The organism is Rhodanobacter sp. C01, assembly GCF_002001045.1.
GTDB lineage: Bacteria > Pseudomonadota > Gammaproteobacteria > Xanthomonadales > Rhodanobacteraceae > Rhodanobacter.
The window spans coordinates 219,270-233,421 of sequence record NZ_MUNR01000008.1; the positions used below are offsets into that span (position 1 = coordinate 219,270).

General features: G+C 56.5%; 7 protein-coding genes. 4 read left to right on the plus strand and 3 right to left on the minus strand.

What is annotated here, in order from left to right; all coding sequences use genetic code 11:
* Window positions 1-174: 174 nt before the first annotated feature.
* On the minus strand, window positions 175-1,596 hold the full coding sequence (locus B0E50_RS05520; RefSeq protein WP_077440185.1) for an ATP-binding protein: 1,422 nt from the start codon (window positions 1,594-1,596) through the stop codon (window positions 175-177).
* A 146-nt stretch (window positions 1,597-1,742) separates the two neighbouring features.
* On the opposite strand from B0E50_RS05520, the gene B0E50_RS05525 reads away from it, so the two are divergent.
* From B0E50_RS05525 to B0E50_RS05540, 4 genes are all read left to right on the plus strand, one after another.
* The gene (locus tag B0E50_RS05525) at window positions 1,743-2,792 is read left to right on the plus strand and encodes a helix-turn-helix domain-containing protein (RefSeq protein WP_077440186.1); all 1,050 of its coding nucleotides are present in this window, start codon (window positions 1,743-1,745) and stop codon (window positions 2,790-2,792) included.
* Between the two features lie 726 nt (window positions 2,793-3,518).
* On the plus strand, window positions 3,519-6,749 hold the full coding sequence (locus B0E50_RS05530; protein WP_217343222.1) for a protease pro-enzyme activation domain-containing protein: 3,231 nt from the start codon (window positions 3,519-3,521) through the stop codon (window positions 6,747-6,749).
* A gap of 352 nt (window positions 6,750-7,101) precedes the next feature.
* Complete coding sequence (locus B0E50_RS05535; protein ID WP_168170816.1) at window positions 7,102-10,407, plus strand: protease pro-enzyme activation domain-containing protein; 3,306 nt, start codon at window positions 7,102-7,104, stop codon at window positions 10,405-10,407.
* Between the two features lie 46 nt (window positions 10,408-10,453).
* Window positions 10,454-12,181, plus strand: a complete 1,728-nt coding sequence (locus tag B0E50_RS05540; protein WP_139350758.1) for a hypothetical protein — start codon at window positions 10,454-10,456, stop codon at window positions 12,179-12,181.
* 98 nt (window positions 12,182-12,279) lie between these two features.
* Here the strand turns inward: B0E50_RS05540 and B0E50_RS05545 are convergent, their stop codons facing one another.
* A complete protein-coding gene (locus B0E50_RS05545) occupies window positions 12,280-12,951 on the minus strand; it encodes a response regulator transcription factor (RefSeq protein ID WP_254427195.1) in 672 nt (223 codons plus the stop codon).
* A gap of 902 nt (window positions 12,952-13,853) precedes the next feature.
* Window positions 13,854-14,048 (minus strand): hypothetical protein, encoded by a 195-nt coding sequence (locus B0E50_RS18360; protein ID WP_077440191.1) that lies wholly within the window; start codon window positions 14,046-14,048, stop codon window positions 13,854-13,856.
* Window positions 14,049-14,152 lie beyond the last annotated feature (104 nt).

Here is a 14,152-nt window from a genome sequence, read left to right on the forward strand (position 1 = left end):
CCGCGCAATCTAACGATAAGTTGCGCAAATTGATGCGACTGTGCTCACTGCAGAAGGTCCGATCGAAACCATTTCACTCATTCATATGCTCTGATCTATCTATATGGCTTGAATGGACGCACTGAAGAATATTCACTTGGGTTGCAATCGCCATGGTCGTTCAGATCGGCCACGCTATGCGGGCAGCGCATCCACAGCCTTGGCTATGGCGACGGGCAAGTAGATATGGAAGGTGGTACCTGCACCAAATGCACTACTCACTTCTATGTGACCTCCGGCTCGATCGATCAGGCTATAGACAATGGCAAGCCCGAGACCGGTGCCACTGCCCGAAGGTTTGGTAGTGAAGAATGGTTCGAAGATTCGCATTCTGACGTCCTTGGACATACCGACACCGGTGTCGTGTATCGATAACACCATGGTCGAAGAGTCCTTTTGCGCAACCGCAATCGAGCACTCGCCACCGTTTGGCATGGCATCACGTGCGTTGGCTGCAAGATTGAGCAGCGCGAGCTCGAACTGACTGCGATCAAAGTTGATTACCAGCGGCATATCGGGCACATCGATACTCAGACGTACTGTGGGCGGCAGTGACTGGCGTAGCAGCGGCTGAAGCTCACGCAAGGCATCCGTGGCATCGAAGGATTCGACATGGGTAACGTCGCTGCGACTGAAGCTGAGTAATTTTCGGCAGATACTGGAACCGCGACGAGCAGCCAATTCGATCCCATCCAGGGCATCGGCGAGTACCAGGGCATCCTTCATCAGCGCGTCCTTGTTGCGCTCAGTCACGGAGTCATCGATACGATCCCGTTCGGTAGTAAAGCCAAGAATGATCTCGAGCACGTTGTTCAAGTCGTGCGCTATGCCACTAGCAAGCCTTCCTACAGCATCCATTTTTTGCGCGTGCAACAACTGTTCCTGGGCACGCTCGCGTTCGGTCATTTCATGTTGAAGCTGGCGACGGTGTGCGTTCGACTCAGCGAGACCTTTACGCAGGCTGGTAACGCTAAGGTCAAGAATCACGACTATCTGCACGTAATCCAGCGCCAAAGATGGAAGTTCACCGTAGGGGCCGGCCGTGACATACATCGCACGACTAAAAATGTAGTTCGACGTCATCCCAACGATGAAGGTCAGCATGATCATCATGTAGCTCATCCACAGAGCCTTGCGCCCAAGCATGAGCGCCGCCAACGCCAGCACCACGATCAGTATCTGGTCCGAAGATGCGCCCAGGGAAAATCCGAACGCGGCATAAGCGATGATTCCGGATCCGAGCAGAACCGCGAGATACTCCCCCACCGCCAGATGAAAGCGGCCCAAACGAATCAGATACAGCCCCAACCATGCTGCAATGGTCATCGCCACGTCTGTTCCCAGATCGATGACGACCGCCATTCCAGGTGACAGCTTGGCTTGGTCGTAATAAGTACTTTGAAGATATGACCAATCGAACAACAACATGTAGATCTTGTTGAGCGGCGTACGAAACCCTTCGAACACGAACAACCATTGCATGAACACCGCATTGCGACGGTCAACGGGATCGTTGATCGGAATACGCCCAGACCAACCCAGCAATCGTTCAAACATTTTTTCCCCTGACGCGTCGAGGTGTGTCGGTTGCCGATGATCGGAACGTCCTGTTCACTCACGTTTCGCGGTAGACGAGAAATGCTTACGATCGTGGGGCCGTCCAAACCCCCCACCTTGGAATTCCTGAACATGGCGGAAATGCAATGAACGTGCTGAATACCAGAGCGACTACCTCAAGACCGCTGGAAGTCCTTGGTATCGATGAGATGCAAGAGCGCATTTATCGCGTTCTTCTGGCTCATCGCATGGCCACCACCGAAGATATAGCAAAGATGCTTTCCCTGTCGCCACGCAAGACCCAGCGACTGCTCGACAGCATCGAGTCCAAGGGCTTGGCAACCCACTCGCCAGAACAGCCACGGCGCTACATCGCCGCACCGCCGGAGCTTGCCGTCGAAGCGTTGGCCAGCCAACGCCGGGCAGATATTGAACGAGCATGTTCCACGATACCCGAGCTGAAAAAGGAGGCCACAAGCACGGCGAACAATCAGGGGAATGAACAGGTTGTGGAGATCATCACCAGCCACGCCGCCTTGGGCCAAATCGTGACGCACCTTCATCAAACCGTTCAGAGCGAAGTCTTTGGCTTCCAGAGCGGCCCGAGTTTGAATCCCGATAGTCACCAACAAGGGCAGCGACCGGGCGTGCGCATTCGAAGCATCTCGGATATGGCCCATCTCGAAGCGCCCGGCTCGATGAATTCCCTTCGTCGCGTGATGCAACTGGGCGAGGAGGCAAGGGTCTTTCCGACCCTGCCCGTCACCATGTTCGTTGCCGACCGGCGCATAGGCCTGATTTTGAATGCCAAAAACCCTGCAAGTGGCCCAACGCTGCTGGTTCGAGCGTGCCCATTGCTCGACGCACTTTGCGCATTCTTCGAGCTCATCTGGGAACGGGCGACGCCCATCACGTTTACTCAAGCCGGGCAGCTGGAGACCGGCAAGCCCAACGCTCAATTGACCGAAGCAACTGAGCTGCTCCTCCCACTGCTGGCTGCAGGCCTCAACGACAAAGCGATCGCCCACGAAGCTGGAATATCCGACACCACACTCACCAGGCGTATCTCCGAACTGATGAAGTGCTTCGATACCCGAACCCGTTTCCAGCTTGGCTGGCGTGCCGCCTTGAATGCATTTCCGAATGACTTGACGGTCAGCACCACCACCGCCAAGCCACCTTCGACGGCACGCTGACCGAAGCACTCGAAGTCCTTCAGGCAATAACGGCGATCTGCCGTTACCTGCTCCGAACACACCGAAGATTGGCGACTTTCCCCCATGAAGGAAAGACGGCAGCATTTCCCATTGCGCGCACCTCCTGGCCAAGCCGATACTCAGGTTCAACCACGATCAGTCAACGGCTGAACAGAGGCTGGCCTTCACTGCTCGCGCAGAATTGCTCTGAGGTTTGCGTATCTATCGCTTTTTTGAGTGCACGGAAGAATTTTCGGGCCACGCTGCGTACTGGCATTTCGCCGATGGCGATGCCATGGATGCGCGCGCCTAAAGATTCAGGGTAATCGCAGAGTTCGCCATCATTGTGTGTGCCGATGCCGTAAGCCTACCCGGACGTGGTCGGCCGCTTGAAATTCCTCGATCAACACGTAAGGAGCATTGACTCGCGTAAATTTTTTTGCGCGACGGCGAACAGTGCTCTTCATTTAACACCCTTGATCCCACTGCTTGGTTGCATTCAACTACGTTATCGCAACGGATGTTTAGACGTCTAAATTATTAAATATCATTTAGACGTCTAAATGGTGCAATGCAGCTTGCAACGATGATGGCAACAGCAGACGTTACGCACCGGGCTGCTTCTGAATGGGATAGGCAGCAGCCGTTACGGATCAGGCACTGATCTGAAACTTCTACTTGAGAGGGTGGGGAAACATGATTTTCAAATCGAGCACATGGCTCGCCATGGCAGGCATGCTCATAGGTGGAACACTTCCGCTTGGAGCATTTGCCGCGAGCGCAGCCCAGCAGGCACCTGGCTACTATCCAAGCTTCACGCCAGACACTTCACACATAACTGCATCCATCAATAACTCAGCGCTGATTGCTGTAAAAAACAGCGAGCTTAGTCAGAGTCTGGCCAAGTACGACAGCGGAGTCCTGCTGTCCACAAAACAGATTTCAAGCATGACATTGCTGCTCAAGCGCAGCCCCGAGAAACAACAGCAATTCCAGAGTTACCTCAGCGAACTGACCAACCCGAACTCGCCATACTTCCATCACTGGCTGACGACCAAGCAGATCGGCACGATGTTCGGTCCGTCATCGACAGACCTTGCCAAGGTAACGCAGTGGCTGACCTCGCAGGGAATGAGCGTCAAGCGCGTCACTCCCGATGGCATGACCATTCGCTTTGCCGGTACGGCAGCGGCCGTCAACCAGGCCTTTCACGTGCAGCTGCACAGTTTCAATGTGAACGGTGAAGCTCATTTCGGCCATCTGGCTGCACAGCAAATTCCTACCGCGCTGACACCGGTCGTGGATCGTGTTGTCTCATTGAACAACTTCTTTCCCAAGCCACAACATACCGATGTCGGAGTCGTGTCCAGGAACAAGCAGACCGGAAAGTGGCAGACGGCATCCAGGACCGGGGCGACGCCACAATTCACGGTCCCTGGTGGCACGGTCGACACCAATACGACCTACGACGTTGCACCCGCTGATTTCAATCAGATCTATAACGTCAATCCGTTGTGGAACCGAGGCACGCCCAACCGCGGCGCCGGCCAGACCATCGTGGTGCTGGAACGCACCGACGTAAATCCTGCCGACATCGCCGCATTCCGCGCAGCCTTCTTGCCGGCCGATGCCAAGGGCACCGTGACGTATGTCCATCCGGATGACGGCCTCGGCGATGGCCCATGCCCGGATCCTGGCATGAACGGAGACGAGGGCGAGGCCGCCTTGGATGCCGAGTGGGCCGGTGCAGCGGCTCCGGATGCGAACATCGAGGTCGCATCGTGTGCCGACTCCGGCACCAGCTTCGGTCCGTTCACGGCAGCAGCAACATTGCTCGAACCAGGTATTCATGGGGTAGGCACGTTACCGCCACCCATCTGGAGCCTGAGCTACGGCGCATGCGAGCTTGAAGACAGCGGCGATGCCTATCTTGCCGATGTTTTCTGGTCCGAGGCCGCCGCGCAGGGCGTCACAGTGTTTGTGTCCACAGGCGATGCCGGTTCGGCTGGCTGTGATCAAGGCGCGTTGTTTGCCGCGACCTACGGGTCGGCCGTCAACGGGATGGCCTCCTCCACCTCGGACGTTGCTGTGGGTGGTACCGATTTCAACGACTTCAACAACTACGGCCAATACTGGGCACCCACCAACCTGGCATTGGACCAATCGGCCCTCGGCTATATCCCGGAGCAAACCTGGAACGATTCCTGCGCCAGCAGCCAGCTCGATGCCTTGCTGGGTTACTCCAACGGCCTCACCGCCTGTAACGACAGTAGTGGCAGGGGGCAAGACTTTCTCTCGATCGGCGGCGGCGGTGGTGGTGCCAGCACACTCTACACTCAGCCCGAATGGCAGATCGGTGTCTATGGTTCGGTCAATCACAACTCCCGCACTCTACCGGACGTCTCGCTCTTTGCAGCGAACGGTCTGTACGGCCATGCACTGGTCTACTGCATGTCCGATGCGAACGAAAACGGTACAGCTTGCGATTACACCAACCCGGACGATGTCTACTACAACAGCGCAGGCGGCACCTCGTTCGCGGCGCCCGCCATGGCTGGCATCCAGGCGCTGATCAACCAGGCCACTGGGGGGCCGAACGGCAACATCTCGCCAACCCTTTACGGCGTTGCGAGCAAGGAATACGGCACGAATGGCTCGCCGAACAACGCCATGCTGGCCAGCTGCAACTCGTCCAATGGCGCCAACGTCGGCAGTCAATGCGTGTTCAACGACGTCACTGTGGGCGACATCATCCAGCCATGCTGGGCAGGGTCCATCAATTGCTACTCGGGAAGCTCGGGCAGTAATCAGTTTGGTACGACGGTGGGCGGTACCGGCAGCTCGCTGACCTTGTTGCCAGCCTGGCAGACCAATGTTGGCTATGACATGGCTACCGGCCTTGGCAGCATCAATGCAGCAAATCTGGTCGATGCGGTCGTGAAATACCTGCAGCCGATTCAGCATACCGGCTATGCCGCACCGTACGATTTCCTGTCGTACAGCGAATTTGCGAACGACGGGTACAGCGACATCGCCCTGGTAGATCCTGTGAAGGGAACACTGGCTTCGCTGGCCATGAAGGGCAGCGTCGTGATGTACAGCGTTCCCCAACAGATTGCACCGGGTTATTCCATCGGTGCCGAGGGCGCAAATCTCGTTCCGCAGTTTGTTCCACTTGGCCTCAAATCCGGCGCCATGGCATGGACAGGGCCGGACAACCGTCTCTACCTCTGGTTCTCCGACGCGCTCGGCGGCTACTTCCCGTACAGCGTCGCTTCCTACCCCGCCGGCTGGAAGCTGCTTGGAGAAGGCGTCAATGACAGCAGCGGTACGCAGCAATTGTTCTGGTTCAATGCCACGACCTCCCAGTTTGGCTGGTGGACGCTCGGCGTCGACGGGAACTACAACCCGATTGTCCAGACCATTTCACCGTTGACTACCGTCGCGCCGGGTTATGTACCCACGTTGGCTGATGTCGACGGCGATGGCTATACCGACATCGTGTGGACCAGCACAGCCAACAACAGTGTCTACGTATGGATCAGCAATCATAATGGTGGCTATGTTGCACATAGCATCGCCGATCATCCAGCCGGCTTCACCTTGTTCGGTGCGGGCGATATCAACGGCGATGGCAAAACGGATCTGATCTGGACCAATCCAGCAACCAACCAGATGGCATGGTGGCTGATGAACGGCTTTACCGTGACCGATCAGGAGACCCGCAGCGTGCCACCAGGCTACACGATGGCCAGCATTGCGGACTACAACGGCGATGGCCTGGCCGACATCCTGTGGGCGGGCACGGCTGGTGATGCCTATGAGTGGCAGAGCACTGGAAGTGGCTTCCAGTCGTTCCGGGTAGCAGATCCTTCGGGCAATCCGCTGGTCATTCCGGCAGGGGCCCAGGTGCAAGTCAATCGCCTGCAAGGCTCTACCTTTGTGCCGAGTCCGTAATACATCCGCACCCTGAGATGATGGTTTGATGCGAGGCCGGGCATTGATGCCCGGCCTCTTTCATTGAAGTGATTGTGTTGGCAGCGGCGCAGACAAAGCAAACTTTCGGAATGCCTTCGGCCCGATGCACGATGACGTGATTCATCCTTTGCCAAACCACGATCTCGTTGTGGCAACTCACGCATCATTGTGAGATTTCAGTGAGATTGTGGTCAGTAAGCGGTGCGTGACGCACCGTATCCAAATCGGTACAACTTCGAGCTGTTTGAAACTTTGCATGGAGCTTCAGATTTCAGGGAAGTCGTACGGCGTGATAGGCCACTTCAGAACTTCAAGCTTTAGGGGAAAATCAATGATGCCGATCTACAAACGCTTTTCGTGGCTCGCTGGGACGGGCCTGCTACTAGGATGTGTCATGCCGCTATGGGCGCAGACAGCACCAGCTCATCCAGCAAATTACTATCCCACTTTCACGCCGGACACGGCACGCATTACGACAACCTTGAACAGCTCAAAGCTGGTGGCCGTGAATGGAAGCCAGATCTCTTCCCGGCTGGCTGCATATGACACCGGAGCACTGCCATCAGCGCAACCGATTCGTAACGTGACGCTGCTGCTGACACGCAGTAATGCCAAGCAGCAACAGTTTGACAATTACCTGCAGCAGCTGACCAACCCCAGTTCACCCTACTTCCACCACTGGCTGACAGCCGCGCAGATTGGCACGATGTTCGGTCCCGCGCAGTCCGACATCAGCATAGTGACGCAGTGGCTTCATTCGCAGGGCCTGAAGGTAGATGCGGTCTCGCCGACGGGGATGACGATTCGCTTCTCGGGCACGGCAGCAACTGTCGGCCAGGCCTTCCATACCTCCTTGCACAGCTACGCTGTGAACGGTGAGCGGCACTTCGCCAATACCAGTGTGGAGCAAATCCCGGCAGCCCTGGCTACTGTGGTTAAGGGGACTGCCTCACTGGGCAACTTCTTTCCCAAACCGCAATATCGCGATGTGGGGACGGTGACGAAGGACAAGAAGACGGGCAAGTGGAAGACCGTGACGAAGGCGCCTTCGGCACCGCAGTTCACAGTGCCGCCGGGCACCATAGATACGAACATCACTTATGACGTCGCACCGGCCGACTTCAACACGATCTACAACGTCAAGCCGCTATGGAGCAAGAGCACGCCGATTCGTGGCGCTGGGCAGACCGTGGCCGTGCTGGAGCGCACGGATGTACTGCCTGCGGACGTTCAGACCTTCCGCAGCGGATTCCTGCCAACCGATGCGCAAGGCACGGTGAGTTATGTGAACCCGGTGGCTTACGCGGGCGATACCAGTTGTCCAGATCCGGGCACAAATGGGGATGAGGGTGAGGCGGCGCTGGATACCGAATGGATCGGCGCAGCGGATCCTGACGCGGCAATCGTGTTCGCCTCGTGCGATGACAGTCAAAGTGCCACTTTCGGCCCGTTTACTGCTGCACAGAATTTGCTTGAAGGTGCTGCACCACTGCCCTCTATCTTCAGCCTGAGCTACGGCGAATGCGAAGCCGACGGATTCGTCGACGGAATCGCGAATGAAGCGGGTGATCTCTGGTCGCAAGCAGCTGCCGAAGGCGTGACGGTATTCGTATCCACCGGAGATTCGGGCTCCGCCGGCTGCAATCAGAATCAGCTAGCGGCCTACCAGGGCATAGCGGTCAACAGCATGGGCTCGACACCGTACAACGTCGCGGTAGGCGGCACCGACTTCAACGATTTCAATAATTACAGTCAGTACTGGACCTCGAGCAACCTGCCACTGGATCTGTCGGCAGTAGGCTACATTCCTGAGATGACCTGGAACGATTCCTGTGCCAGCAGTGTGCTTTACGGTCTACTCGGATACAGCAACGGCGTGGACGCCTGCAACAGCGCCAGTGGCCAGAACTACCTCAGCACGGCAGGCGGCAGCGGCGGCCCCAGTACCAATTGGTTTCAGCCTTCGTGGCAAGCCGGCATCTACGGCTCCTCGAATTACGGTACGCGCATGCTGCCGGACGTGTCTCTGTTCGCGGCCAACGGCTTGTACGGCCACGCACTGGTGTACTGCATGTCGGATGAGAGTGAAAACGGCACCCCCTGCGACTACACCGATCCCGACAAAGTCTTGTTCAACAGCGCAGGTGGCACCTCGTTTGCGGCACCGTCAATGGCGGGCGTGCAAGCACTTATCAACCAGGCGACAGGGCAATACAACGGCAACATCCTGCCGGCGTTTTATAGCATCGGGACGAAAGAATACGGCACCAACGGCTCGCCAAATACGGCGATGCTGAACAATTGCAATTCGTCCAACGGAGCTGGCATCGGCAGCAGCTGCGTATTCAACAATGTAACGGCGGGCGACATCGACGTACCTTGCTATGCGGGAACCCTTTCGTGTTTCTCGGGTAACGGTGTGCAGTCCTACGGCGTGGTCAGTGCCGGTGGCTCGTCCAACCTGGCCCCGGCATGGCTGACGAATGCCGGTTACAGCATGGCCACGGGATTGGGTAGCATCAACGCCACGAATCTGGTCAACGCGGTAGTGCAGTTCTACCAGCCATTCCAGCGCGGCTATGTTGCTCCGAGTGACTTCCTGACGACTTATGAGGAAGGTTATGGAGATGGATTCAGCGATATCGCCATGGTCGACCCGAGCAAAGGCATATTCTCGACGCTGGGGATGAAAGGCAGCGTATCGTTGTCGAATGCCACCCAGTCGATCTCCAGTGGCTATACGATCGGGTCAATCGGCAATTTCTTCACCGACTCGGTGCTCCTGGGTACCGGCCGATATATTGCTGACTTGGCTTGGACGGGTCCGGACAATCAGCTATACATCTGGCTCTCCGACGGTGTCGGTGGTGCGACCAATTATTCGCCACATCCCGTAGGAAGCCCCTTTCCGGCTGGTTGGAAATTGATGGGGGCTGCCAATTTCGATGGCACCGCCGCTGCGACCGGCAATCCAGACGAATTGTTCTGGTGGAACAGCAGCACCGGTCAAGTTGGCTGGTGGAAGCTGCATGCATTTGTGCTTTATATCCTGGGTCGGGCCTCGTATCACTTCAGCGTTACCATTTCACCGACCATCAATGTTGCACAGGGTTACGTACCGACCTTGGCTGACGTGAATGGCGATGGCTATGCCGACATCGTATGGACCAATCCGAACAACAACAGCGTCTACGTATGGATCAACAATCAGAACGGTGGCTTTGTACCGCGCCAAATTGCCGACCATGCATCCGGGTTCAGCCTGTTCGGTGCCGGTGATGTCAACGGCGACGGCAAAACGGATCTGATATGGACCAATCCAGAGACGAACCAGATGGCATGGTGGGTCATGGATGGCTATAACGTGACCGATCAGGAGGTCCGCAACGTGGCGCCGGGCTACACGATGGCCAGCATTGCGGACTATAACGGCGACGGTCTGGCGGACATCCTGTGGGTGGGTGCGGCCGGTGATGCCTACGAGTGGCAGAGTACTGGCAGCGGCTTCCAGTCACTTCGAGTCGCCGATGCTTCAGGCAAACCGCTAGTCATCCCCGCAGGCACGCAAGTTCAGGCCAATCGCCTGCAGGGTTCGGCCACAGGCGGAATAGATACAAGCACTGGCTCAAGTCACTAGTAGACTGACCCATTGTCGAAATTTGTTTGGTCAAGGCCGGGCAGCAATGCCCGGCCTTGTTTTATTGGCCCGACTTGATCCTGGCGAGAAGCATGACGAAGTTGAGTCGCGCAGCCACCATGTCACTACAACGCATTTTGAGAATGCCCTTGGCAATAGCAACCTCCATCCTGGGCAGTCGTGGCCGATGACGATGACTACCAGCTCCCATTGCATGAAGTCTGGTCTCGATGGCCATGAGGCATGGCCATCTCAATCTTGGGCGACGGCCCTAATCGTCGCTGTCATAGCCTTCGCGACATTTCTTGCCGAACGCCACTGGGGCTTCAGCCTGGCCGATGAAAGCTATCTTTGGTACGGCGCGCAGCACCTGCTGCGCGGAGAAGTACCGCTACGTGACTTCATGTCTTATGACATCGGTCGCTATGCGTTGGCTGCTGCCTGGATGCGGCTTGAAGGTGACAACGGCATCCTCGCACTACGCGATCTGCTGGGCTTCGTAACTATCCTCGGCGTCACACTTGCTTCTATGCTCGTCGCGCGCGCTTGGCGCCATGATGGCGCGTGGCGAATTGTGCCAGTAGCGTTGCTTTTCGCGCTGTGGATGGCCCCACGCTACAAGGTTTTCGACGCAACAGCTTCGATCGTATTGGTTGCCGGTCTTGGCTGGATGCTGGCGCGACCAAATGCAGGGCGCTTCTTCGGGCTGGGCCTGCTGATTGGATTGCTTGCCGTATTAGGGCGCAATCATGGCGTCTATGCCGTCATCGCGTGCGCCCTCGCATACGCGTGGCTCATTCGCCGCGGCGCGTTGTCACGTTGGGGGAGTGCGCTTGCTGCGCTCTTGGCCGGACTTGCGCTCGGCTACGCTCCAGTATGGATCTGCATGCTGATAATTCATGGCTTCGCAACTGCCATGTGGCAGAGCGTGATGCTTATGTTCTGCCAAGGCGCGACAAATTTGCCGCTGCCCATACCATGGCCATGGAAAATCTTGATTGCCGGCCACTTTGATGGTGGCACATTCTTTGCGGGATTCTTCATCGTGGCTCTGCTGGTCTTCGACGTGGCCGGGATAATCCTGCTCTGGCGGCGGAAAAGCAGCGCGGCGATGTCACCCATCCTGATCGCGGCAATCTGTGCCTCCATTCCGTATACACACTATGTTTTCTCGCGTGCGAACATTAGCCACCTCAGCCTGAGCGTGGCGCCCATGCTGATTGGGTTGTTAGTTGCTTGCGGCAGCACGCAGCAACAAACTTTTCGTTGCGCCAGCTTGTGCACACTGTTGCTGGTATTTTCAATGCCCCCTGCCCTGCGATTGCATCCACGTTACGATGCATTGCGGTATGGCGGTCGCTGGCATCAGGTCAGCATCGGTTCCGATGCACTGATGCTTTCTTCGCAGGAAGCATCCAGTGTCGATCTGATAAAGCATTTGCGTTGGACGAGCCCTGCACAAGGTCCCGTTTTCTTCGCGCCAGTCTGGCCCGGAGCTTATTCACTCTACGAACAGCCTTCTCCAGTATGGGAGATTTTGCCTTTAGCTGTTCGGCCTGCCGCATTTCAAGAAGCAGAGATCGTGCGACTGCGCGCAGCGCGGATCAGCATGGCCGTTATTCTGGACATACCGACTGACAGTCGCGAGGCCTTGCGGTATCGAAACAGTCATCCCTTGATATATGACTATTTGAATCGCTGCTTTACTCGTCGAACAACATCACCGCAAGCGCCGCTTGCACTTGTATTCGATGGGCCTGATCACTGCGGCTGAAATTTGCACTTCGCGAGCGGGACTGATTGTTGCCGATAAAGAAATCATACAGATCGTGCTATCAGTGCCATGGATGCTGCTTGGCAACAAGATCCCGGTCAATTCACTGCAAATAAATACCCTTGCCCATAAATGGCATCAAGAGGCAAAGATTGACCTAAAGTAGCAAGAACTTTTCTACGCAAGCGGTGGATCAAGGAATCCAGACGATGCGGGTCGAATTCGTGAACATCGTTGGTCAGCGTACCTATCAGGGACTCACGCGATACAACCTGATTCGGATGCTGCATGAACTTTTCCAATAGACATCGTTCAGCCTTGCTCAGCGCCACGCGTCCACTGGTAGGCGATAGGAGGAGCCAGTCATTTGAATCGAGTCGCCAAACGTTTTCGGCAGCAGCGCATGCCGGTGACAGCTTCAGCCTTCGTGCAAGACTTTGCAGGGTCGCCACAAGAACATCAATTTCCACCGGCTTGGAAAGATAAGCATCTGCACCTTCGCTGAGACCTCGCACGCGATCGATGTTTTCTGATCGCCCAGTCAGCATCACTATGCCCGTCCCAGGAAGTTCGGCATGAAGCCAGCGCACTACGGTGAAGCCATCGCTGTCTGGAAGGCCGATATCCAATAGAACGATATCCGGCCGCTGCATCTCAACAGCTGCAGCCATTTCGGCCATGCGTCCGATTGCTGTGACGTCGAAGCCGAACTGTCGCAATCTCGGCGCGAGAACCCTATCCCGTAACAACTCGTCGTCATCCAGGAGCATCACGTGCAAGAGATCCGAGCACCCGGATGACTGAGATGAACCAGTTGACACGGTCATAATGCGTGACCTCAAACAAAATGATGCACCCGAGGATGCTTTGCGAGAAGGCTAACCTGCATCGATAGACCATGCAATATAGACGTCTTTACCGCCAGATTGAACACTTCTAATTACTAAAATTTCGCTCCACTTCCATCGCCACCAGCCTATCGGCCATTTCTTCCGTGCATTGACTGCGCTCGATCTTCCATCTCTCCGCTTCGCGCGCAACATCCACCATGGGTTCTGCAAATCTGATGAACCTTGTTGATTGTCGTCAACATTGGACACCGGATTCTCTGCAGACAAGGGTGATCCTCACCCCAACAGGACCATCTGCCATGGCGCGGACTGCTGGTAGATGAGCGGCCTGAGCATATGTTCCGCATTGCCAGCAAGGGTCTCCGACGAATCCGCGCCCAGCTTGGTCACAGCCCTTCAACCTGTGAAAGCTGTCACGTAAGCTATCAGCAAATTCTTCCGCAAGTAAGCACTATCACCTGCAAACCGGACGGCCAAAAATTGTACGGTGCGGGGTAGATGCGCGCCTCATACGAAGGCAGCATGCACGTGCGGGCACTACTAGCCAAAGCACCTTCGGGCACGTTGTTCGCCATGGGCCGGAGTGCATCCGCATCATGCAATCGGCTACGGCGACAATACTCGACGCGTCGTTGCGCGAACTATCGCAAGATCATGCGGCTGGTGCGATCGGTGATACCGTGTCTCGACTACAGCCGCAACCATATCGCCATATCGCCGCGCAACTTGCGGTATTCGAGCGCCAGTTGCCGTAATAACGTTCGATAAGACCGCCGATTTCTGAGTGCCGGCCGACCGCAACGCGACAGGTCGGCCGGCACTCAGCTCAACCGCCTCCAGCTGATACGGATCGGACACCAGCAGAGCCACTCCTGCACCGGCACCACGTGCTCTTGTTTGAGGATGCGCAGCGACATTTCGGGATCGGCCGGTGGCAGTTCCGGCGCATCGCGCGCCGCCAGTAGCGGCCTCTGCAGCAGTTCCGCCCAAGCTTCGGCCACATTGCGCTCGGACACCAGTCCGAGCCGAGTTATCAGGGTGATCAGTATGCCCTCCGCCGATTTTGCGTGGAGCAAACGCGCACGGATATAGCATCTGAAAGGAATAGGACCGCACCATC